Below are 24,852 nucleotides of genomic sequence, written 5' to 3'. Positions count from 1 at the left end.
CCTATTTTCTTTCGACTTCTTCCATGATGAATCCTTCAATGATATCTCCTTCTTTAATATCATTATAGTTTTCAATTGTCATACCACATTCATACCCAGCCGATACTTCTTTTGCATCGTCTTTAAATCGTTTTAAAGATGCTAATTTTCCTTCATAAATAACAACACCATCACGGATTAAACGAATACCACAATCTCTACGTATATATCCATCTGTTACATATGAACCAGCAATATTTCCAATTTTAGAAACCTTGATAACTTGTCTAATTTCAGCTTGACCAGTTACAACTTCTTCTAATTCAGGAGCAAGCATACCACGCATAGCCGCTTCAATTTCTTCAACCATTTTATAAATAATATTATGAAGTCTGATTTCTACTCCTTCTTCCTCTGCTTTACGTCTTACATTAGCATCAGGACGAACATTAAATCCATAAATAATAGCTTTAGAAGCACTAGCCAATAAAACATCAGATTCACTGATTGCACCAACAGTCGAACGAATAACATTGACACGTACACCATCAATATCAATCTTTTCTAATGAACCCTTAACAGCCTCAGCTGTACCATTGACATCAGCTTTGACAATAATATTTAGATGAGCAACCTGTCCTTCTTTAATTTGGTTGAACAAATCATCTAAGCTCATTGCTGAGCTAACACCACGATCTTGTTCCTGTTTAGCCTTTTGTCTTTCTTCTCCAACATGACGAGCCATCTTTTCAGTTTCAAATGCCATAAACTTATCACCAGCTACAGGCACATCATTCAATCCTGTAATTTCTACTGGAGTTGAAGGACCAGCTTCTTTTAATTCTTTTCCATGATCACCAAGCATTTGACGAACACGTCCAAAGGCAGTTCCTACAACAATTGGATCTCCAGCTCTTAATGTTCCATTTTGTACAAGTAAAGTTGCAACAGGTCCTCTTCCTTTATCCAAACGACCTTCAACAACACTACCATAAGCATAACGTTTTGGATTTGCTTTTAAATCAGCAAGTTCTGCAACAACTGTCAATGTTTCTAATAATTCCTGAATTCCAATTCCTTTTTTTGCAGAAATATTACAGTAAACTGTATCTCCACCCCATTCTTCAGGCATTAAACCTAATTCACTCATTTCACCTTTGATACGTTCAGGATCAGCACCTTCTTTATCAATTTTATTAATAGCGACAACAATAGGTACACCAGCAGCTAAGGCATGGTCAACTGCTTCTTTTGTTTGTGGCATAACGCCATCATCAGCAGCAACAACAATAATAACAATGTCTGTTAATTGCGCTCCACGGGCACGCATTGCAGTAAATGCTTCATGTCCAGGCGTATCCAAGAACGTGATTTTCTTTCCATTCACTTCAACCTGATAAGCACCAATATGTTGAGTAATACCACCAAATTCGCCTTCTGCCACTCTTGATTTTCTAATATAATCAAGTAAAGTTGTCTTACCATGATCAACATGTCCCATAATTGTAACAACTGGTGGACGACCAACTAAATCAGCTTCATCATCAATGATTTCAATATCTTCAAAGTTAATTTCACTGACAATAACCTTTTTCTTTACTTCATAACCATACTCAAGACAAATTAACTCAACTTGTTCATCATTTAATGATGAATTGATTGTTACCATTGTTCCAAGCATAAATAAAACTTTAATAACATTAGCTGGTGTCTGTCCAATCATCTCAGCTAATTCACCAACTGTAATACCATCTTCATATTCAATAATTCCATCTCCCAATTTCTTTTCTTCCTTTTTTTGTGGAATATTAGAAATGAGTTTCTTTTTATGATGGTTTCCCTTTTTCTTTGTTGATGTATTCTTTTTTGCCATAATATCAACCTCCTCATTTTGATTTGATTTTATTTGCAAAACCTTTATCCAATATACCTAACGCAACACGATTGTTTTTCCCAATAGCTTGAGAAAGTTCTTCACTTTGTCCCATAACACAATAATCAATATGATAATAGGTACATTTATCAATATATTTCTTTTTGGTATTATCACTTGCATCTTCTGCAATGATAACAAAATCAACCTTTTTTTGTCGAATTGACTTTAATAACACATCTCCTGTAGCAATTTTTCTAGCACGCATTGCTAATCCCAACAATGAAATCGTACTTTTATCCAACATATTTTTTTAATTCTTCAAAAATCTCATCAGGTATATCTACTTCAAGAGATTTTTTTAAAACTCCTTTTTTTTGAGCTATTTCAATTGCTTCAAGGCTTCTTTTTAAATAAGCACCTCTTCCATTCATCTTTCCTGTTGGATCAACAAATACTTCACCTTCTTTATTTCTCACCACACGAATCAATTCTTTTTTAGGCAATTGTTCTTGTGTTGCTACACACTTTCTTAAAGGTATCTTTCGCACTCAAAATCACCCCTATTTTTCATCATAATATTTGTCAAATTCATCATAATCAATGTCTTCATCATATTTTGGATCATAATCATAATCATCATACTCATCATAGTCATCATAATCATCGAATTCTTCTGATTCTTCTGATTTCTCTGATTCATCATGATCTTCTTGATACATATCACTATCTTCTTCTATTATATCATTTTCTTCGAAATTATCTTGTAATTCTTCATCTGTTTCAGATAATTTATCTTCAAATGATTCTTCAATAACAGGTTCGTCTTCTTTTATCATTTCTGCTTCAAATGATTTTTCAAATTCAGCATCCTCACCATATATAATACCTTCATTTGCAGCTTCACTAACTGACTTGATATCTATTTTCCATCCAGTTAATCGTACTGCTAAACGTGCATTTTGACCTCTTTTTCCAATAGCAAGTGATAACTGATTATCAGGAACTATAACTAAAGCACTGTGTTTTTCTTCATCAATATCGACATGTACAACATCTGATGGTGATAAGGCGTGTGAAATATACACAACTGGATCTTCACTCCATTCAACAATATCAATCATTTCTCCATTTAATTCATTCACAACATTGCGTACACGGCTTCCTTTTGGACCAACACATGCTCCAATAGGATCAATATTTTCATGACTTGTATAAACTGCAATCTTGCTACGATCTCCAGCTTCACGAGATACAGATTTGATTTCAACAGTTCCATCATAAATTTCAGGAACTTCCATTTCAAATAATCTTTTTACTAATCCAGGTTCTGTTCTTGAAACACCAATATGTGTTCCTTTTGTATTACGTTCAACATCACTCACATAAACTTTAATACGTTGCCCTTCATATATCTTTTCACCTGGAATTTGTTGATTTAATGGTAATAAAGCACCTGTTCTACCAATATTAATAATCGCAAAACGTTCTTCCACGCGATCAACAGTTCCATTAATAATATCATCTTTTTTATCAATATATTCGTTATATAATGTTTCTTTTTCAGCTTCACGAATTTTTTGTTTCAACAACTGTTTTGTCTGAATAGCTGCCAAACGTCCAAAAACTTCTGGATCAACTTCAGTGACAACATCATCACCTATTTGATACTTAGGATTAATCATTTGAGCTTCTTCTAAAGACAGTTCATAATCTTCATCATTGACATCATCAACAACATGTTTAATCTCATATAAACGAATCTTTCCATTGATTTCATTAATTTCAACACGAATAATTGACTCAGGACCACCATAGTTCTTTTTATATGATTTTTCTAATGCTTCTTTTAAAGCATCAAGCACAATTTCTTTTTTGATACCTTTTTCACTTTCTAATAAATCAAGTGCCTGAATAAATTTTTTACTAGCCATTTTACATTATCCTCCTTAAAATTTAACAGCTAACCTTATAAAAGCAATATCATTATAATCAATATTGCATTTTTTCTTAATGTTTTTTACCATATACTGTAACTCAATTTGAGTACCTTCAACATTCAGTATTGTCCCATAAACCTCATTCATGCCTTGAGTTGGATTCTTAAACTGGATATATACATACTCTCCAATAGATTGTTGAACTTTTTCAAGTGTTTTTAATGGTTTTTCAGCACCAGGTGAAGATACTTCTAAATAATACTCATCTTCAATCAAATCTTCCTGATCTAACATATCGCTAATAGCTTCACTCACTGCAACACATGTATCCATATCAAGATGACCATTATTTTTCTCAATAAAAATTCTTAAATACCATTCATTTTTTTCTTTGACATATTCAATGTCATCTAAATAAACATCATGATCATTTAATATAGGTTGAATAAGTTGTTTGATTTTTTCTAGCATATAATCCTCCGTTTACAAATATAAACGAGAGGGTTTCCCCTCTCGTAAATCACTGATTACTTTTATAATATAACATAATCAATCACAAAAAACAATGCTTTCATCACCATTTTTATGAGAAATCAAATAATGATAATTGATTCTCTTCAGACATATTTTCAAATGCCCCCAGTTTTGTTAGAAAATCAATTTGATTATTTGTTAATTTTGTACGTTTCATGACATCTTCTTTTGATAAGAATTTATTTTTCTGTCGTGCTTCAACAACACTATCACCAACGGATGTTCCTAAACCGTCAATAGAAACAAATGGTGGTAATAATGCCGAGTCATCATCTGGATCTATAATAAAGTTCTGCGAATCAGATTTTTCCAAAGAAATATTACTAAAATGCATTCCTCTTTCAAACATTTCTAAGGCGATTTCAAAAACAGAAATCAAAGCTTCTTCTTTATTTGAAATTTTGACTCCGTTTTGCTTATCATTTAAAATGCTCTGATATTTCGCATAGACAGCTTCCTTTCCTTGAATCATCGTTTCAATATCATAGGCATCACAACGTGTCGTGAAATAGACAGCATAATATTCTCTAGGATAATATAATTTCCACCAAGCAACACGTACGGCACTTAAAACATACGCAGCAGCATGAGCTTTAGGGAACATGTATTTGATTTTTTTACATGATTCAATATACCATGTTGGTACATCATGCTGACGCATTAGCTCTTCATATTTTTTCTCTGGAAAAACAACCGGTGATTTTCCTTTACGAACGCATTCCATAATATCAAAAGCATCTTTATTAGGTAGACCTTTTTCAATCAAATAAACCATAATATCATCACGACACCCAATAACTTCTTTTAGCGTACATGTTCCTGAACTAATCAGTGTTTCAGCGTTTCCAAGGTAAACATCTGTTCCATGAGATAGCCCTGATAAAATAACCAAATCACTAAATGAAGTTGGATGCGTCTGTTCAAGCATCCCACGTACAAACTTAGTACCAAACTCAGGCAATCCAAGTGCTCCCGTTTTACAATTTAAATAACTCAAATCAATGCCTAATGCTTCTGTCGAATTAAATAAACTCATGACTTTTGGATCATTGGTTGGAATATCCTTAGGATTAACGCCAGTTAAATCTTGCAGCATTCTAATAACGGTTGGATCAACATGTCCTAAAATATCAAATTTTAATACATTATCATGAATGGCATGGAAGTCAAAGTGCGTTGTTTTCCATTCCGCAGATAAATCATCAGCAGGATATTGATATGGTGTAAAATCAAAGACATCCATATTTTCAGGAATAACAATGATTCCTCCTGGATGCTGACCAGTTGTACGTTTTACACCCGTACATCCTTTAGCAATTCTTTCCAGTTCAGCCTGACGCATAGTATTTTCTTTTCCCATTAACTCTGCATAACCTTTTGCATAACCATAAGCTGTTTTTTCAGCTACAGTTGAGATTGTACCGGCACGATAGACATGACTTTCACCAAAAATTTCTTTTGTATAAGCATGAGCCGTTGGCTGATAATCACCTGAGAAGTTCAAATCAATATCCGGTACTTTATCAGCATTAAATCCCAAGAATGTTTCAAATGGAATGTTATGTCCATCACCTTTTAAAGGATGTCCACATTTTGGACATTTTTTATCAGGAAGATCATAACCATTAGCAATATACCCTTCGGGTAAAAACTCATTATATTGACAATGTGGGCAATAATAATGCGGAGGTAAAGGATTAACTTCTGAAATATTAGCCATTGTTGCAACAAATGACGACCCTACTGATCCTCGACTTCCTACAAGATAGCCTGCTTCATTAGATTTTTTAACAAGCTTATGTGCAATATAATAGATAACTCCAAACCCATGTTTAATGATATTATCTAATTCCTTTGTTAAACGCTTTTCAACAATATCAGGTAGGACTTCTCCATATTGTTTATGCGCATTATCAAAACATAATTGACGTAAATTTTCATCAGCATTATCAATATGAGGTGTAAATAATTTATCATGAACAACATGGAAGGAACCATCAATCATATCTGCAATCTTATTTGTATTTTCAATAACATATTCATACTTTTCATCTTCACTTAAATAAGAAAGACTATCCATCATTTCCTGAGTTGTACGTAAATACTCATCAGGTACCCAGGCTGTAGGATTATTACGATCTGTCAATGGATGCAAAGCTCCACCTAATCCAATCTTAGGATTGCATGTAAAAACATCTCGGAAAATTTTATCTTTTTGATCTAAATAATGAACATCACCAGTCGCAACAATCAATTTTCCCATTTCTTTTGCAGTATCTACAATACGACGCAAAATACGAGTGAGATCTTCCATCGTATCAACACGGCCTCTTTCAACAAAATATTGGCATATATCTAATGGAAGAATTTCAATATAATCATAAAAAGACATCGCTTTTTTTAATTCATCAAGACTTCTTGTCATTGCAAGATCAAAAATTTCTGAGTTATAGCACCCACTACCAAATAATAAACCTTCACGATAAAACTCTAAACGTTCTCGTGGAATACGTGATGTTTTTTCAAAATAAGTTGTATTCGCTTCAGAAACAAGTTTAAACATATTTTTTAAACCTGTTTTATCTTTAGCAAGAACACACATGTGTTTAGGACGAACAATCTTATATGCCTGTGGACATTCCATTTTATTCATATCCAATACATTATAATAACCTTGTTGCATCAAATCATGTAACATCATATTAAAAACACCAGCTAAAACTTCAGCATCATAATCAGCACGATGGGCATCATCACCATCATAAGGAATACGATAATGTCTGGCAACATTACCTAAACGATATCCTTTCAAATCTGGTAAAAGCTTCCACGCTAAAGTTAATGAGTCAATAGCTGGATTCTTTAATTTCTGATATCCATATCGTGTTAAGATTTCATTTAAAAATCCAACATCAAAAGTTGCATTATGAGCCACAATAACATCATCACCAAAGAAGTCTAAAATTTTCGGTATAAATTCTTCAATTGAAGGTGCATTTTTAACATCTTCATTTGTAATATGTGTTAAATTGGTAATCTTCTGTGAGATACGTTTATGAGGTTTAATAAGGCTTTGAATACGATCAATTTCCTGTCCATTTTTTATTTTAACTGCACCAAATTCAGTAATATCATCATCCACAACAGATAATCCAGTTGTTTCAAGGTCAAAAGATACAAATGTTAAATCTTTTAATGTTTTGTCTGTTTCATTATAAACAACTGTAAATTCTGGATCAATCATATACATTTCGACCCCATAAATCATTTTGATCTTATGTTTCTGACTTGCTGTTTGTGCCTCTGGAAATGATTGAACATTTCCATGATCAGTAACAGCTATAGCCTGATGTCCCCAATAAGCAGCTCTTTCGATATACTCAGAAATACTGCCTATTCCATCCATTGATGACATCTTTGAATGCACATGTAATTCAACACGTTTTTTTTCAGACTGATCTTGACGTATTTTAGGTGAAGGAATGACTTCTACTTCTCGAGCCACAATAACAGTATCTTTCATATATGTATCATATTCGACATTTCCTTTTACACGTACCCAAACATTACCTTTTTTGACTTTATTCATCTCTTCAACACTGTTGCCACCTTTATTTTCAAAACGTTTAACAACAATACTGTTGGTATAATCAGTCACATATAATGATTGAATTGTTTTTCCTGATTTGACTTTCTTAGATTCTTCTTTAAAAACATAGCCTTGAATCATCACTTCTTTGACCGTGTCATCAATTTCATCAATTGTTAATGAAAAATAATCTTTTTTATATCCTTGATACTTTGGTTTATTTTCTTTTTTTGGAGCTTCACTAACCTGATCAAATGTTTTCATATCAACTTGAACTTCATTTAAAGCATCCATTTCCTCTTGGATGGATTGATATGTTTGATTATTTTGATCAATAAAAGCATGAAAACCAATTTGCATTCCAAATTTATTAAAATACTTATCAAAAATTTTATATAATTTCTCTAGCTGATTGAGTTGAATATCATTAATAACCTCAATTTCAAGAGTATTATTTTCAAAAGATAATAAATCTTCTTTAATAAAATCAATTTGTGGAAAACGATGTTTTAATCCATCAAAAATAAATAGAGCATATTCTTTAACGTCTTGAGAAGTATATGAAGATGCCCAATCAAAAAGAAATTCACATGGATAAGGAAATTCTTTTTTAGCTGCGAATAATAATCTGATTTCTGTTAATGGCACAATATGTGATGCACCAATATAAAATGTATAAGAGTTATCTTTATGTACAATCACACGCTCAATATAAGCATGTTTCAAAGCAGAAACTTCGTTTTCAAGATGAAGCTGCTGTAATAATATAAGCATTTTATCCATCCAATAAACCTCCTATAGCAAAAAGGGATAAAAATCCCTTTTATTGAAATATTCTTAAAACATCTTGATATGTGACAAAAATCATTAATAACATAACCAATCCTAATCCACAAAGCTGCAAAGCAATCTTGATTTTTTCAGGCAATTCTCTTCCAATAACCTTTTCAATTAATGCAAAAATAACCTGACATCCATCCAAACCAGGAATTGGCAATAAGTTAAAGATACCTACATTGACTGAAAGCAAAGCCAATAAATTTAAAATGTAAGTAATCTGCCCAGTTTGTGTGACCTGCGAAGTGACCTGATAAATCCCAACAGGCCCAGAAAGCTGTGTAACTGTTTCACTAAAACGAGTAATCAATTGACCAAGAGCCACAAAAATCGCAACACTCATTTCACCAATAGAAATAAACGTATATTGAATCGCTTCAGCTATATTCATAGAACGTGTTGCCTGATAAATTCCTAATTTATAAGCTTGTGATGACTGATCATATTTTAAAGTTGCCTGTAAATTTTTTGTCTGCCCATCACGATCCACTTTAATTTGAACATGGATTGTAGATGCGGTTGTTTGAAGATTTTTTTGAGTCAGTTGAATATCCCCAAAATTTGATACTAAAATAACTTGTCCTGTTTCATTAATCGTTAATTCTTGAATAGTATCTCCCGTTTCTAATCCTGCCTGTTGAGCAGGAGAATTTTCTATAATTTGACCAACTTGAGCTGTTTGAACAGGTAACTGACCACTCAATGCATTAACACCAAATGTGACAACAACTGCCAATACAAAATTCATAAAGACTCCAGCCAAAAAGATAATCACTTTCTGATATGTTTTAATTCCTTTTAAAGTTCTTTCAAGAGGAATATCTTTGAGTTCTTCTTCATCACTCTGTTCTTCACCAGCCATAGAAACAAAGCCCCCAAAAGGCAAAGCACGAATTTCATATTCCGTTTCCTTACCTTTTTTAGACCATAATTTAGGACCAAATCCTATTGAAAAGTGTGAACAATAGACACCAAAAATTTTAGCAGCAATGAAATGTCCAAATTCATGAATAATAATGATTGAACCTAATATCAATAAAAATACTATGATAGTAATGATTGTCTGCATCTATATTTCTCCTACTCTTTCTTTTACAAAATTTCTTGCCCATTGATCAATTTCAATGAGTTGTTCTAAAGTTGGATGATCAATCCAATGATGCGCACGCATAGCTTCTTCAACATATTTTTCAATATCTAAAAATTCAATTTTTTTCTTTAAAAATAAAGTATTTGCCTGTTCATTTGCACCATTTAAAACACATGGCATTGAACCTCCTCTTCGCCCTGCTTCATAAGCCAAAGCTAATGCATGAAAACGATGAAAATCAGGTTTTTCAAAATGCAAAGTTCCCACTTCACTTAATGATAAACGTTTGCCACCCATTAATGGGAAACGATGCGGATAAGTTAAAGCATATTGAATAGGTAAACGCATGTCCGGTGTTCCAAGCTGTGCAATAACAGCAGTATCCTTATATTCAACCATGGAATGTATAATACTTTCTGGATGAATAAGAACTTCTATATCGTCATAATCAACATCAAAAAGCCATTTGGCTTCCATGACTTCAAGACCTTTATTAAATAAAGTCGCACTATCAATGGTAATCTTTGCACCCATAGACCAGTTTGGATGCTTAAGTGCATCTTCAACACTGACATGTGAAAGTTCAGATCTTGTTTTATCACGAAAACTTCCACCACTTGCTGTTAAAATAATTTTATTAATTTCTCCATGATATTCACCATTGATACATTGAAAAATAGCAGAGTGTTCACTATCTACAGGTAATAACTGTACCCCATATTCTTTTATCAGAGGAATAATCAAATGTCCAGCAACAACAAGTGTTTCTTTATTAGCCAAAGCAATATCTTTATGAGCTTTAATAGCATTCATCGTAGGAAGCAAGCCAGCAAAACCAACAATTGCATTTAAAACAATATCAATTTCACTTAAAGTCGCAATACTTACCAAACCTTCCTGACCACAATAAAAATGAACATCTTTGTATTTTCTTTGAAGATAAAGCATATCTTCTTCATTTTGAACACAAATATACTTAGCATGAATAACTGTCATTGTCTGTTCTAATAAATCAATATTTCGACCAGCACTCATGGCTACAATTTCAAACTCATCACGATGATGTTTCACAACATCAACAGTTTGTTGTCCAATTGAACCGGTTACTCCTAAAACACAAATTTTCTTCATATTAAGCCACCACCATTGTTATAAAATGAATCAAAATACCAAAAACCATTGCATTAAAAAGAATTGAATCAAAACGATCTAAAATCCCACCATGACCAGGTAAAATCTGAGAAAAATCTTTGACTTCAAAAGTTCTTTTCATACTACTAAAAGTTAAATCACCAATTTGACTTGTCATTGTTAATATGAAACACATAATAATCAACCAGATTATGGGCATATCTATTTGAATATATGCACCGTATCCAGCAGAAAGAACAGTTCCTAAAAAGATTCCACCAATCGAACCTTCAATCGTTTTTTTAGGTGAAAGACGAGGATTTAATTTATGCTTTCCAAAACACATCCCTGTAAAATAAGCTCCTGTATCTGTACCAAAAGTAGCCAAAGCAAGAATCAAAATATATTCTAATCCATATGTTAAACGTAGTTGATAAAGCATATGTAATCCCATAGCAATTAAAACACCTGATGTAAAATAATAACACAATCTTAAAAAGTTCATACCTTCATCAAACATACTACATGCCATTAAAATAATCATATATAAAATAATAATTTCACTTGAAATCAGTAATGATTTTTCAAAATATAAAGAATAAAATACAAAGATAGCTACGATTGGATATAAATAAATATGAGCTTTAGGACGATTGCAGATAGAAAGCATTTCAAAAACAGCAATTCCTGCAACAATACCTATTAATGCCTTAAATGGTAAACCTCCCCATATCACACATGGCAAAATAACAATAAGAAGAACGATAGCTGTGATAATACGTGTTTTCATTTTAAAACACCTCCAAATCTTCTTTCTCTACCTTGATATATCGCAATAGCATGATGCAATCTCTCTTCATCAAAATCAGGCCATAATGTCTCATCAAAAACAAATTCAGCATAAGCTAATTGCCAAAGTAAAAAATTTGATAAACGACATTCGCCACTACTTCTCACCATTAAATCAACAGGTGGAAGATCTTTTGTCATAAGATGTCTTTCAAAATAGTCTTCTGTAATATCTTCTAAAGTAATATGACCATTTTTATATTGTTCGCAAATATCTTTTGTTGCTTCAATAATTTCATCACGGCCACCATAAATAAAAGCAAATGTCAAAATCAACCCATGATTTTGTGCTGTTTGTGCAATTGCATCTTTAATGATTTTCTGTGTTTCTATTGGAGCCATTTCTAAATGACCAATATAACGAATTTGAACATCATTATCCATTAATTCCTTCAAATAAAGATTAAAAAATTCTTTAGGTAATTTAAAAATATATTCGACTTCACTGGCATCTCTTTTAAAATTTTCAGTAGAAAAAGCATAAACAGTCATAGCCTTTACACCAAGACGGTTTGCTTCTAAGGCTAAAGTACGAATTGTTTTTGTACCTTCATGATGTCCATATGTACGTGGCATTTTTCTTTTTTTTGCCCAGCGACCATTACCATCCATAATAAAAGCAATATGTTTAGGAATATTGGTCATATCTAAATCATAATCTATTTTTCTTTTTTTCTTAAAAAACATATCGTCACCTCATAATCTTTTTGTATTATAACATAAAAGGATTCAACATGCGAACTCTTATCTTAAAATATTCTACAAAAAAACTCCTACTTTTAAGCAGGAGTCTAAAAAACTAAACTGTCATTAAATCATTTTCTTTTTCTTTTGTTAATTGATCAATCATTTTAACATATTGATCAGTTAATTTTTGAACTTTCTCTTTACCTGATTTAACTTCATCTTCAGATAAATCAGCTTTTTCAACATCATCATTAGCATTTCTACGAATGTTACGTAAAGCCACTTTTGCATCTTCAGCATATTTTTTCGCTTGTTTTACGTATTCTCTTCTTGTTTCTTCAGTTAATGCTGGGACATTGATACGAATAATTTCACCATCATTTTGTGGTGTTAATCCTAAATTAGCTTCATAAATAGCATGTTCAATATCTTTTAAAATATTTTTATCATATGGTTTAACAACAAGTTGACGTCCTTCTACAACTGAAATACCAGCAGTTTGATTTAAAGGTGTCATCTCACCCCAGTAATTCACTTTTACTCTATCAAGCATAGTTGGATTGGCACGACCAGTTCTTACTGATGAAAGTTCGTGTTTAAAAGCTTCAATAGATTTCTCCATTTTTTCTTTAGTTTCTTCTAAAATTAAATCTAGCATGTTTCTTTCCCTCCTTTTGAAATAATTGTACCAATTGATTCACCATTACATGCACGTGCAATATTACCATCTTCTTGCATATTAAATACACAAAGATCGATACCATTGTCTTTACATAATGTAATTGCTGTTTGGTCCATAATATGTAAATCTTCATTTAATACATCTAAATATGTTATATGATCATATTTTTTAGCTTGTGGGTCGATTTTAGGATCAGCTGAATAAACACCATCAACACCATTTTTAGCCATTAAAATAACATCAGCATTCATTTCAGCAGCACGCAAAGCAGCAGTTGTATCAGTTGTAAAGAATGGACTACCAGTTCCTGCTCCAAAAATAACAATACGATTTTTTTCTAAATGACGTACCGCTCTTCTTCTAATATAAGGTTCTGCCACTTCTTTCATATCAATAGCTGATAATAAACGTGTATCCAAACCAATAGCTTCTAATGCATTTTGTAAAGCCATACCATTCATCACAGTTGCTAACATTCCCATATAGTCAGCAGCGGCTCTTTCCATACCCATATCACTACCAGTTTTACCACGCCAAATGTTTCCACCACCACAAACAATAGCAATTTCTACACCTAAATCTTTAGCATCTTTAATTTGTCTTGCAACATCTGCAACAACAACTGGATTAATTCCAAATCCCTGTTCACCAGCTAACGCTTCACCACTTAGCTTTAATAAAACTCTTTTGTACTTCATATGATCTCTCCTCCATTTTACAAGAAAAGGGCACAAAAAGTGTGTCCTTTCTATTTATATAATTATCCTCTCATTTGAGCAGCAACTTCTTCAGCAAAGTTTTCTTCACGTTTTTCCATTCCTTCACCAACTTCAAAACGTACCATTTCTAAAACTTTACCATTACCTAAGTATTGAGCTACTGTTTGATCAGAATCTTTAATGAATGCTTGATCAACTAAGCACATTTCTTTTAAGTTTTTGTTTAAACGTCCTTCAATCATTTTTTCAATAATATTTTCTGGTTTTGGTTTTGCACTCTTAGCATTTTCTTCCATAGCTTGAGCTTTTAAAACAGTTCTTTCATGTTCTAAAATTTCAGCTGGAATAGCTGTTCTATCAATATATTGTGGAGCAATTGCAGCAACTTGCATCGCAACATCTTTAGCTTTCACTTCATCAATACCAGAAGCTTTAACTAAAGCACACATTTTTCCACCCATATGAGAATATGCACCGAAGATTTCATCATCATTTTTAGTCATTACAGTAAATCTTCTTAAACTTAATTTTTCACCAATTTTACCACTTTTTTCAGCAATAACAGTTCCTAAATCTTTACCTTCAACATCTAATTGTAAAGCAGCTTCTACATCTTGAGGTTTTGCATTTACAATTGTTTTTGCTGTTAAAGCTACTAATTCCTGGAATTCAGCATTTTTAGCAACGAAGTCTGTTTCAGAGTTAACTTCAACGATTGCTGCAGCATTTCCATCAACAACAAAAGCAGTTAAACCTTCAGCAGCAATACGATCTGCTTTTTTTGCAGCTTTAGCAATTCCTTTTTCTCTTAACCAGTCAAAAGAAGCTTCTAAATCACCATTACAAGCTTCAAGTGCTTTTTTACAATCCATCATTCCAGCACCAGTTTTTTCACGTAATTCTTTTACTAATTTTGCACTAATAGCCATTTTTTTCTCCTCCATCTTTTTTATAAAAAAAGGAAAGCATAAGCTTCCCCTCTTATTAACTATGCTTCAGTTTTTTCTTCTTTAACTTCAGCTGGTTTGCTTACTTCAGCAGGTTTGTTATTTTTAGGACGTCCAGCATTTTTGTATCTAGGTCCTTTTTGTTTGTTTTCTTCTACAGAAGCAACAGCATCATTCATTGATACTTCTTTATCATCTTCATCTTTTACATAGGCAACTGTTACTGGTTCACCTTTTGCTTCACATACTGCATCTGCCATAGCAGCTACAATTAATTTAACAGCTCTAATAGCATCATCATTAGCAGGGATTACATAATCCACTTCATCAGGATCACAGTTTGTATCAACGATACCAAATACAGGGATACCTAAGATTCTTGCTTCTGCAACTGCGTTATGTTCAACTTTAGGATCTACTACAAATAAAGCATTTGGTAATCTTCTCATTTCTTTAATACCACCTAAGTTCTTTTCTAACTTAGCTTTTTCTTTCATAAGAAGAACTGCTTCTTTTTTAGTGAATAATTCTAAAGTTCCATCTTCTTCCATTTTTTCTAATTCTTTTAATCTTCTAATTCTCTTTTGGATAGTTTTGAAGTTAGTTAATGTTCCACCTAACCAACGAGAATTCACATAGAAACTTCCAGATCTTTCAGCTTCAGTTTGAACAGCTTCTTGAGCTTGTTTTTTAGTTCCTACAAATAAAACTTTTCCACCTTTAGCAACGATATCCATTAAAGCTGCATAAGCTTCATCAATTTTATCAGATGATTTCTTTAAATCAATGATATAAATACCGTTTCTAGCTGTGAAAATGTATGGAGCCATTTTTGGATTCCATCTTTTTGTTTGATGTCCAAAATGAACACCAACTTCTAATAATTTTTTCATTGAAATTACTGCCATTGTAACTTCCTCCCTTTCGTTTTTTTCCTCCATTGTTTCTAACATAAACCACCATGAACAGGCACTCGATTTATGAATTCACAATGTGTGTATTTTCAATACCCGTTGTATAATACCATAACACGTCCAAAAAAACAAGATAATTTCCTATATTTTTCTTTTTTTTATACTTTTTAAAAGCTCTGGTATCATTTCTTTTTCATCTCTCATTTTTTGATCAATAACATAATAATTATGATAACCTCTTCGATATATTATACGATCATGAACAAGAGGTGGTCGTTGATTAGAAAAAGACGGTATCCTTCCATAATATGTCCTTAAATAAATAAAAATAAACCTATAAAAACAACATAGCTGATAAAAAAGATAGCATAAAATGACAACAGTATTCATTTGCAAATAAAACAAGAAAAGCAAACAATATACAAAAATAGATATTTTTAAAGTCAAAAATAAAGACTTTTTTAGATCCATAATACTTTGTAAAAGTAAGCTTAGAAATCTACCACCATCCAAAGGATAGATAGGTAAAAGATTAAAACACAAAACAAACATATTCATTGTTAATAAAAAGTCCTGATAAACACCATGACTTAACATTTGAATTCCTGCATAAATAAACAAATGACTACATGGTCCAGCTAAAACAACACACATTTCTTTCCAGATAGATTGAAAATAAAAATCTTTTAAATACAAATAAGCTCCAAATGGAAGCAATTCTATCTTTTTAATTTGAAAATGAAAATAATATGCCATCAAGAGATGGCATATTTCATGTAAACAAACAATCAATAAAGTTGAAAGATACCATTTCAAATATCCTCCCAGCCATGAAAAAAGAAAATAAACAAGCGTAATTGGGTGGATAGAAAGTTTATGATATAAGCTCTTCAAATGTTGAATAATCAATTTCCTGTTCACCTTGAGTAAAAACAATCATAACCTGATCTTCATATGTTCCCAATATAGTTGATTCTTCAACCTGGTCATACATACTTACAAAAACATCCTGCATATTTCCAAATGTCACTTCTATGTTATTTTCTAAAAGAATCGTTACATATTTTCCTAATAAATTCTGTTCTCCCACATAGATGACACGTCCCTTGCCAAAATTCAATACTTCGTTAGATTGATTCGTATAATAATTATCTTTGATATGTGTATAATTCATCTTTGATGAAACAGTTGCAGTTTCCTCTTGTCCTTGAAAAGACAAAAAATGCTGGTTAATCCATGATGTGACTTTTGAAAACTGCAAATCATTTAATACGTAATCTTTAATATAATCTCCATTAGGACTAACCTTAACATATGCACAAATAGCAATTCCCACAAGTAAAGCAACCATTGCTTTAATCATACCATTATAAATTTTAGAAAAATGACGATCGGTTAAGACAGGATGACGATGCGCCCTTCTCTTCTCCATTCTCCTTCTAATTTCATCAATATCATTCACAAGTTTTCACCTCATTTTAACTTATGAAAGAAAACAAAAAAATATTATCTAAAAAGACGTTCCAGTAGAGGTTTTCTTTTATTTTTTTGAAAAGGAATCTCCTGCCCCTCTAATCGTTTGACAATACGATCAAAACATCGATAAATATTTTCTTTTTTATTCATATAAATAGGCATGCCTTTATTGTTAGCCTCAATCATATCATGTTCTTCATAAACAATTCCAATCAATGGGATTGATAAAATATCGTAGGCTTCTTTAAGTGAAGGACAACGCCCTTTCAAAACATCTGATTCATTATATTTATTAACAAGCATATGTAATTGATCAACACCCTGTTTCAACAATAAGCCTACAACACGATCAGCATCACGTAAAGAAACAGTATCTAGATTGACAACGATAATAGCTTCTTTTGACAAACTACTGGCATATTGAAACCCTTTTTCAATACCAGCAGGACTATCAATCAATATATAATCAAATTCCTGTTTTAACTGTTCTACCATATTGATCATATAATCTAAATTTAAATTTTCAAAAGAAAGTGATTTGCACGCAGGCAATAAATATAAAGATTGCATACGTTTATCTTTAACTAAAATCTGTTGTAAAGAACATTTATTTGAAATAACATCTTTCAAATCAAAAATCACTCTATTTTCTAATCCTAACATGACATCTAAGTTTTTCAAACCAAAATCCGCATCTATTAAACATACTTTTTTATTCATATTAGCTAATGCATAACCCAAATTAATGGTCATACTACTTTTTCCAACACCACCTTTACCCGACGTAATGACTATAGTTCGACACATAATTTTCCTCCTTCGTCAAAATAATCTGGTTATCTTTATAATAAACGCTTGTGAGTGCAGAAGTTGTCAAATCATGTAATGTCTGTTGATTAATTATAATTTGAGCATTTTGAAAATCATGTCCAAATATACGTACATCTTCATTCATTGCGACAATAGTTCCTTTGACTGTATTAAGAAAATAAACATTTTGATAACAATAAACATAACTTCCTGGATTGACGATTCCTAAAAATAATGTTTCATGATCAATGATAATTTCTTCACCATTGTGAAGTTGTTCTTTTCTGATATGGACCTGATGAGGTTGTTGATGATATGTCATACCATCAAATAAAACCTTTTCTTTTTGCATCAGTAAATCCATCAAAGAATGAACTTCATCAATTGCTAAAACTCGACAGCCAAAATCAAAAAAAGCTCTTGGATAGTACCCCTCCTGTTGAAATAGGGGTTGCTCCAAAAGCTGATTCAAATCATCTAAAAACTGCTGAAATGTACAATTCTCATTGACTTTCATAACCAGTATTCCATTAATTCCTTTGACTTCAATATTCATTATTTCACCTCAATTTTCACTTTATTGTAGATCCAATAAATGATAACTGATAAAACAGCATTCAAAAGTAGTGTTGGTAATAATTGCATAACTACAAATGAAACCATTGGATATCTTGTCATATTGGTAATCCACATCAACCAATATACAATACATTCCTGGGCGAATATTGTCAAAACACAAAAAATTGTAGATTCAACAATATTTAATGTGTCTAATTTAAACAAATATGAACGAACAAAGGCGATTAAACAATAAATAAGAATATATATGGCTAAAGAATTTGCATAGACAACAGAATAATAAAGACCACATATGGTTGCAAAGAAATAACGTTCTGCACCGTCTATTGTCCTCACTAATAAAGCAAACATCATTAAACCTAAGTAAGGTGTGATGGTTATTCCGGTTTTAGTGAAATTATAGGGCAAGAAATAATGAATTGTACTATCGACTACAAAACATAAAAAAACGACTAAAAAACATTTGACTAGATAGCTATCTTGGACACGTTTTCTCATTCTTCATTCACCCTTTGAACAACAGCAACATCATTAAGAGCGTCAAAATCCACACTAGGTGTGACATCACAAACAGACTCAGTTGCATCATCACCAGTTGCATAATTTTCTACTGTTCCAACTAAAATACCTTTTGGACTCTTTCCTTTTCCACCTAGACCACTTGTTACAACCTTAGCATCTTTTTCAATTGTTTCAACATCACTTAGCAAAGTAATAGAATATTTATGTGTATTAATATTATAACGATTTAATAATCCATAGTATTCCTCATCACCACTTAAAATCATAACTGGCAATTGTGACTTGGATGTTTCACTTGATAATAAAGTGACTGTTGAAGAAATTTCACTAACACTTGTAATTGTCCCAATCATTCCCTGAGCATTGACTACTGCCATACCTTCCTGTACACCAGAAATTTTCCCTAAATTAATAGTGACCTGATTATTCCAGTTTTGAGCATCTCTAGCAATCACATTTGTATATTTTACCTGATATTCAGTAGGTAGATGATCAATATCCATAATTTCTTTTAAATCATTTAATTCATTTGTTAAAACTTCATTCATTGCACTCTCACGAGCCAAATTGTCTAATTGTTCCTTGAGCTTTGCATTTTCTTCATAAACATCTTTTAAATCATTATATTCTTCAAATAATCCTGTTACATATTGAATAGGCGCTTTAATAATATAATATTCTAAATTTGCAATTGTATCTTTAAAAATAATTTCTATACTTGAAGCAGAACGACTGGTTACAAGTGTTAATACTGAAAATGAAACCAGTACAACTGTTATAATAACGATTCTTCTTTTTTGTTTTGTCCATTTATTACCTTTTCTATACAAAGATACCACCTCTTATCATTCATACATTATAATATCTCAATATAAAAAAAGCAATTCGTAAAAAACAATTTATCAAATTCCTATATTTTCACATCTTTATTCATAAAAAAACAATTGTTTTGCCATAATACTATAAAATTGATTCCATCCAATCACAATATGATCTATGACTTCAATTGACATCATTTGTCCTAATTTTTGAAACTGTTCTGTCATAAGCAAGTCTTCTTCACTAGGCAATGCATCTCCACTTGGATGGTTGTGTATTAAAACAATTTTTGCACTGCTTATAGCGATAGCTTCTTTAAAGACTTCTCTAGGCGTGACAACACTCATATTTAATGAGCCAATAAAAATGGTTTTTTCTTTGATGACTTTATTTTTATTATCTAAACAGAGCAACAGGAAATGTTCTTGCTTTAAAAACATCAACTGGTTATGTACTCTTCCAAAAATATCATAAGGATTGAGTAATGGCTTCTCTATTGATGAAACATCTTTTAATCTTTTAGCAATTTCTATAATACTCAATATTTCAATTGCTTTTGCTTGCTTAATTCCCTTCAAAGCAATCAAATCTGCATAAGTAACCGTCGATAGATTTGCAAAACCTCCAATTTCCGTTAATAGACGTTGTGACAATTGAATCACCGATTCATTTTTATGCCCAGTTCTTAATATCAGTGCCAACAATTCTACATTATTCAATGTTTCAATACCATATGTTAATGCTTTTTCACGTGGATTTTCTTCTAATGGTAATGTCTTAATCATAGATCATCACCTTTCGATAAAGAAACCAATAACATTTCATTTGTGGTAGATGTTGGCACAATATAAGTTTTCATGATTCCTTTTACCTGTGTAGCATGTTTTTCTATATCTTCTTTTTTTTCACTAATCATTGATAATACATAATATTGGTCATTTTTTGTATAGGTATATCCTTCGATTCCCATTTCTTTCAATTCAGCTAATTTTTCATCTTTATTACTTGCTTCCTTATAAATACCAACCTGATATGCATAAAGTGTCTTTTGTCCTAGAGAGCATCCATATGTAAAAATAAACATAAAAGCCAAAGAGCAAACAATTGCAAAAATAACAACTTTCCATTCAAACTTCATTTTAATCACCCTTTCTAATCTATGCTATAACATATAAAAATATGAAAGGCAAATTGCCTTTCATATTACTAATCTCTCCATTCAATACTGATGAGTCTTGGAATTGAAATTCTTCCCTTCTTCGATTTAATAATTTTATACGCTGCAGCACCTAATATCAAATAGAGTAATGCAGTCGCAATTAAACCTCCACCTTGAATTTCACATTGCTGTTGTACGGTTAATTCTTTCATGCTGACCCTTCCTTTCATCAGTAGCCCCTAATTATTATATATACATTTTTTTCAATTTTTTCTTCTTAAAAACGAAAAAAAGTGAAATTTTTCAATTTCACTTTACATCATATTCAATTTATCTTTCATCGCATTATATTTTGATTGGTAATCAGCTAATTTCTTTCTTTCCTGTTCAACTTTTTGAGCAGGTGCTTTTTGAACAAAGTTTGGATTAGAAAGCATAGATTCACAACGTTTAATTTCGTTTTCTAGCTTTTTGATTTCATCTTCCATCTTTTTCTTTTCTGCTTCCAAATCAATATAATCACCTAGTTCAATAATCAAAGCATTACCACCTTTGATCATTTCTGTTGCTACATTTGAAGATGTTTCAACATTATAACCAAAGCAACGCGCATGACAAAGTTTATAAATATATGGTGAAAGATTTTCAAGTAAGCTTTCAAGCTGAGTATCCTGTGTTTGAATAGAATATGCAATTTCAATAGCATTTTTAATGACATATTGAGCTCTTAAATTTCTAATACCTTTAATGATATCAATTAAGTAAACAAATTGATCCTGAATTTGTTCATTATTGAATCTATCATTAATAGTAGGCCATTTCGCAATACAAATAGATTCTTCTATATGTGGAATAGATTGATAAATTTCTTCTGTCACAAAAGGCATAAATGGATGTAATAATCTTACAATTGCATTCAATACATAAACCAATGTATTTTGTGTTGCTTTCTTTTCAATGTCATTATCACTATTTAAATGAACCTTAGACAATTCAATATACCATGAACAGAAATCATCCCAAATAAAATTATAAAGTTCACTACCTACATTAACAAATTCAAATTTATCCATATTTTCATCAACAGAAGCAATCACTTCATTTAAACGATTGAGAATCCATTGATCAGCTAAATTTAAATGATCAAATGATAAATCCTGATATGACATATTTTCATCAATATTCATTAAAACAAATCTAGCAGAATTCCATATTTTATTAATAAAATTCCATGCAGCATCTAATTTTTCAGGAATATATCTTAAATCCATACCAGGTGCAGAATTTGTTGTTAAAAAGAATCTTAATGTATCAGCACCATATTGGTCAATAACATCCATAGGATCAACACCATTACCTAAAGATTTAGACATCTTTCTTCCTTGCTCATCACGAATCAAACCATGAATCAGAACATTTTTAAATGGTCTTTGGCCAGTAAATTCTAATGATTGGAAAATCATACGAGATACCCAGAAAAAGATAATGTCATAACCTGTGACTAATGTGTCAGTTGGGAAATAACGTTGATAGAGTTCACTCTCTTTATTTGGCCAACCCATTGTTGAAAATGGCCATAAAGCACTTGAAAACCATGTATCAAGAACATCTTCATCCTGTTTCCAGTTTTCAATATCTGCAGGTGGATTTTTACCCACATAGATTTCTCCTGTTTCTTTATGATACCATGCAGGAATCTGATGTCCCCACCATAATTGACGTGAAATACACCAATCTTCAATATTTTCCATCCATTGTTTAAATGTTTTTTCAAAACGAGGTGGCACAAAAGAAACCTTAGAATCTTTTAATTGATTCTCTAATGCCGCATTAGCAAGTGGTTTCATCTTGACAAACCATTGTTTTGATAAGTATGGCTCAACAATAGCATGACTACGTTCAGAATGTCCAACCTGATGCATATGTTTTTCAATATGATCAACAACACCTCTTGCTTCAAAATCTTTGACTAAAGCTTCACGGCATTCAAAACGATCCATTCCTTGATATTGACCACATAATTCATTCATTGTACCATCATCATTCATACATTTTGGCATCGCTAAATGATATTTTTTTGCTAAAGCAAAGTCATTAGGATCATGAGCTGGTGTACATTTCATAACAGCTGTTCCAAAACTCATGTCAATGTAGCTGTCTGCCATAATTGGTAAAGATTCACCATTCGCAGGATTAATTGCATGTTTGCCAACCAAATGCTGATATCTTTCATCATCTGGATGAACAAAAATCGCTTGATCGGCAAACATTGTTTCAGGACGTGTTGTCGCAATAATCAATTTTTCACCTGTTTCAACAACTTCATAATTGAAATAATACATATGTCCTTCAATTTCTTTATGGATAACTTCAATATTTGATAAAGCTGTACGTTGAACTGGATCCCAGTTAATAATACGTTCTCCCTGATAAATATAACCTTTTTCATATAGCGTTACAAAAACAGTTTTAACCGCTTCGCTTAATCCTTCATCCAAAGTAAAACGTTCTTTTGTATAATCTAATGATAATCCTAATTTTTCCCATTGGCTACGAATAATAGAAGCATATTCTTCTTTCCATGACCAAGCTTTTTCTAAGAATTTTTCTCTGCCCAAATCATAACGAGAAACACCTTCTTCTCTTAAACGTGCTTCTACTTTTGCTTGTGTTGCAATACCCGCATGATCCATACCAGGCAACCATAATGCATCATAACCTTGCATTCTTTTATAACGAATAATCATATCTTGTAAAGTTGTATCCCAAGCATGACCTAAATGAAGTTTCCCCGTTACATTAGGTGGTGGAATAACAATACTATATGGTTTCTTAGAAGTATCTCCCGCTTCAAAATAGTGATGATCTAACCACGTTTTGTATTTTCCTTCTTCTACACTTTTATGATTATATTTCGTCGCTAATTCTTTTTTCATCGATTTCATCTCCCTCTTTATCTTCGTCAGGAATATCTGTATCATAAAAATCTTCTTTATGATCTAAAACATATTGTGTTAACTTTTCTCCTAGGTTTGTGGTACTGACAAGTGTCACAAATTCATTTGTAAAATCTGAAAAATTATATCTTGAATAATCTCCCATTTCTGGATCATCTTCATCATCTTCTTCATCATTCTCAATAATTTCTGCAAAACGTCTTGCTGCTTTCATTAAATCAGCAATTTCATGTGCACCAACTCTTTCAAAAATATCAACTACCATTGGTACATATGGTTGACTCGCTGGACTTAAAAAGAAACTATGTAAAGATGCATTACGACCTTCTAAAGAAGATGTAATCATATAAATACCATAAACAGTTCTCTCACTTTCATTCATTTTTTCAAAATAATGATCAAAATCATCATTTTCTTTTCTCATACAATGAAACAATGCTGCCGCAGTCACATCTTCTCTTGGACATGTTTCTAAGACTCCAGGTCTTAAATATGAATATCTCTCTTTTTTAGCTTCATATTCCATCGCAGCTTTTTGACGATGTGCCCTATTTTCATTAACTCTTTTTTTAAAGAAAAAACCTAAAAAGCAAAGTGCAAAAATAAATAATCCCCAGACAATATAATTAGCCATTTCTTCTCCTGGTATATTATAATTGACTCATTTATCAGTCATTAAAATATACCTTCTCCTTTCTATCAACTTTATTAATACGTAGTTGATGACGTTTAGGTTTATATGTAAAATTGAAATATGTG

25 protein-coding genes are annotated in these 24,852 nt (G+C 31.8%); all 25 read right to left on the bottom strand.

The features are described from left to right. Nucleotide 1 precedes the first annotated feature (1 nt). The 25 genes from infB to B5G32_RS07125 all read right to left on the bottom strand — a co-directional run bounded on the left by infB (nucleotide 2) and on the right by B5G32_RS07125 (nucleotide 24,727). On the bottom strand, nucleotides 2-1,852 hold the full coding sequence (gene infB / locus B5G32_RS07240) for a translation initiation factor IF-2 (protein WP_087244059.1): 1,851 nt from the start codon (nucleotides 1,850-1,852) through the stop codon (nucleotides 2-4). 13 nt (nucleotides 1,853-1,865) lie between these two features. Continuing rightward, nucleotides 1,866-2,159 carry a L7Ae/L30e/S12e/Gadd45 family ribosomal protein gene (locus B5G32_RS07235; protein ID WP_087244060.1) on the bottom strand — a complete coding sequence of 98 codons (294 nt, stop codon included), beginning with the start codon at nucleotides 2,157-2,159 and terminating at the stop codon, nucleotides 1,866-1,868. After that, on the bottom strand, nucleotides 2,149-2,403 hold the full coding sequence (gene rnpM / locus B5G32_RS07230) for an RNase P modulator RnpM (protein WP_087244061.1): 255 nt from the start codon (nucleotides 2,401-2,403) through the stop codon (nucleotides 2,149-2,151). Before rnpM ends, B5G32_RS07235 begins: the two co-directional genes overlap by 11 nt. 12 nt (nucleotides 2,404-2,415) lie before the next feature. After that, on the bottom strand, nucleotides 2,416-3,786 hold the full coding sequence (gene nusA / locus B5G32_RS07225) for a transcription termination factor NusA (protein ID WP_087936277.1): 1,371 nt from the start codon (nucleotides 3,784-3,786) through the stop codon (nucleotides 2,416-2,418). A gap of 15 nt (nucleotides 3,787-3,801) precedes the next feature. Next, nucleotides 3,802-4,263 carry a ribosome maturation factor RimP gene (locus B5G32_RS07220; protein ID WP_087244063.1) on the bottom strand — a complete coding sequence of 154 codons (462 nt, stop codon included), beginning with the start codon at nucleotides 4,261-4,263 and terminating at the stop codon, nucleotides 3,802-3,804. A gap of 112 nt (nucleotides 4,264-4,375) precedes the next feature. Further along, on the bottom strand, nucleotides 4,376-8,698 hold the full coding sequence (locus B5G32_RS07215) for a PolC-type DNA polymerase III (RefSeq protein WP_087936276.1): 4,323 nt from the start codon (nucleotides 8,696-8,698) through the stop codon (nucleotides 4,376-4,378). A gap of 40 nt (nucleotides 8,699-8,738) precedes the next feature. Next, the gene (locus B5G32_RS07210) at nucleotides 8,739-9,821 is read right to left on the bottom strand and encodes a M50 family metallopeptidase (RefSeq protein WP_087936275.1); all 1,083 of its coding nucleotides are present in this window, start codon (nucleotides 9,819-9,821) and stop codon (nucleotides 8,739-8,741) included. Continuing rightward, complete coding sequence (locus B5G32_RS07205; RefSeq protein ID WP_087936274.1) at nucleotides 9,822-10,973, bottom strand: 1-deoxy-D-xylulose-5-phosphate reductoisomerase; 1,152 nt, start codon at nucleotides 10,971-10,973, stop codon at nucleotides 9,822-9,824. A gap of 1 nt (nucleotide 10,974) precedes the next feature. Continuing rightward, nucleotides 10,975-11,763, bottom strand: a complete 789-nt coding sequence (locus B5G32_RS07200; RefSeq protein ID WP_087296604.1) for a phosphatidate cytidylyltransferase — start codon at nucleotides 11,761-11,763, stop codon at nucleotides 10,975-10,977. Then, on the bottom strand, nucleotides 11,760-12,509 hold the full coding sequence (locus B5G32_RS07195; RefSeq protein ID WP_087296605.1) for an isoprenyl transferase: 750 nt from the start codon (nucleotides 12,507-12,509) through the stop codon (nucleotides 11,760-11,762). Before B5G32_RS07195 ends, B5G32_RS07200 begins: the two co-directional genes overlap by 4 nt. Nucleotides 12,510-12,621: 112 nt before the next feature. After that, nucleotides 12,622-13,167 carry a ribosome recycling factor gene (frr, locus tag B5G32_RS07190; protein ID WP_087936273.1) on the bottom strand — a complete coding sequence of 182 codons (546 nt, stop codon included), beginning with the start codon at nucleotides 13,165-13,167 and terminating at the stop codon, nucleotides 12,622-12,624. Continuing rightward, nucleotides 13,161-13,889, bottom strand: coding sequence for a UMP kinase (gene pyrH / locus B5G32_RS07185; protein ID WP_087244070.1), 729 nt, complete (start codon nucleotides 13,887-13,889; stop codon nucleotides 13,161-13,163). The genes frr and pyrH overlap by 7 nt, the downstream gene beginning before the upstream one ends. Before the next feature lie 62 nt (nucleotides 13,890-13,951). Then, entirely contained in the window at nucleotides 13,952-14,839 is an 888-nt protein-coding gene (gene tsf / locus B5G32_RS07180; protein WP_087244071.1) for a translation elongation factor Ts, read from the bottom strand. 59 nt (nucleotides 14,840-14,898) lie between these two features. Beyond that, nucleotides 14,899-15,765 (bottom strand): 30S ribosomal protein S2, encoded by an 867-nt coding sequence (rpsB, locus tag B5G32_RS07175; protein ID WP_087244093.1) that lies wholly within the window; start codon nucleotides 15,763-15,765, stop codon nucleotides 14,899-14,901. 147 nt (nucleotides 15,766-15,912) lie between these two features. Beyond that, nucleotides 15,913-16,587, bottom strand: a complete 675-nt coding sequence (locus tag B5G32_RS07170) for a site-2 protease family protein (RefSeq protein ID WP_239386222.1) — start codon at nucleotides 16,585-16,587, stop codon at nucleotides 15,913-15,915. Nucleotides 16,588-16,645: 58 nt separating this feature from the next. Next, nucleotides 16,646-17,233, bottom strand: coding sequence for a M23 family metallopeptidase (locus tag B5G32_RS07165; protein ID WP_087936271.1), 588 nt, complete (start codon nucleotides 17,231-17,233; stop codon nucleotides 16,646-16,648). A 44-nt stretch (nucleotides 17,234-17,277) separates the two neighbouring features. Then, a complete protein-coding gene (gene minD / locus B5G32_RS07160; RefSeq protein ID WP_087244074.1) occupies nucleotides 17,278-18,054 on the bottom strand; it encodes a septum site-determining protein MinD in 777 nt (258 codons plus the stop codon). Continuing rightward, the gene (locus B5G32_RS07155; protein ID WP_087304209.1) at nucleotides 18,023-18,613 is read right to left on the bottom strand and encodes a hypothetical protein; all 591 of its coding nucleotides are present in this window, start codon (nucleotides 18,611-18,613) and stop codon (nucleotides 18,023-18,025) included. Before B5G32_RS07155 ends, minD begins: the two co-directional genes overlap by 32 nt. After that, nucleotides 18,613-19,134, bottom strand: coding sequence for a rod shape-determining protein MreD (locus B5G32_RS07150; protein ID WP_087244076.1), 522 nt, complete (start codon nucleotides 19,132-19,134; stop codon nucleotides 18,613-18,615). Before B5G32_RS07150 ends, B5G32_RS07155 begins: the two co-directional genes overlap by 1 nt. Further along, complete coding sequence (gene mreC / locus B5G32_RS07145) at nucleotides 19,131-19,997, bottom strand: rod shape-determining protein MreC (protein WP_239386221.1); 867 nt, start codon at nucleotides 19,995-19,997, stop codon at nucleotides 19,131-19,133. The genes B5G32_RS07150 and mreC overlap by 4 nt, the downstream gene beginning before the upstream one ends. 87 nt (nucleotides 19,998-20,084) lie before the next feature. Continuing rightward, entirely contained in the window at nucleotides 20,085-20,762 is a 678-nt protein-coding gene (gene radC, locus B5G32_RS07140) for a RadC family protein (RefSeq protein ID WP_087936270.1), read from the bottom strand. After that, nucleotides 20,759-21,115: a hypothetical protein gene (locus B5G32_RS07135; protein WP_087936269.1), complete on the bottom strand. Its 357-nt coding sequence runs from the start codon at nucleotides 21,113-21,115 to the stop codon at nucleotides 20,759-20,761. Before B5G32_RS07135 ends, radC begins: the two co-directional genes overlap by 4 nt. A gap of 68 nt (nucleotides 21,116-21,183) precedes the next feature. Then, nucleotides 21,184-21,348, bottom strand: coding sequence for a hypothetical protein (locus B5G32_RS13940; protein WP_164483487.1), 165 nt, complete (start codon nucleotides 21,346-21,348; stop codon nucleotides 21,184-21,186). A 102-nt stretch (nucleotides 21,349-21,450) separates the two neighbouring features. After that, nucleotides 21,451-24,072 carry a valine--tRNA ligase gene (locus B5G32_RS07130; protein WP_087296613.1) on the bottom strand — a complete coding sequence of 874 codons (2,622 nt, stop codon included), beginning with the start codon at nucleotides 24,070-24,072 and terminating at the stop codon, nucleotides 21,451-21,453. After that, a complete protein-coding gene (locus B5G32_RS07125; RefSeq protein WP_087244081.1) occupies nucleotides 24,044-24,727 on the bottom strand; it encodes a DMP19 family protein in 684 nt (227 codons plus the stop codon). Before B5G32_RS07125 ends, B5G32_RS07130 begins: the two co-directional genes overlap by 29 nt. Between the last annotated feature and the right edge of the window lie 125 nt (nucleotides 24,728-24,852).

This window comes from Massilimicrobiota sp. An80 (assembly GCF_002159255.1).
GTDB lineage: Bacteria > Bacillota_I > Bacilli_A > Erysipelotrichales > Coprobacillaceae > Allocoprobacillus > Allocoprobacillus merdigallinarum.
Note: the sequence above shows the minus strand (reverse complement) of the source record. Positions and strands in the feature narration are given on the sequence as shown.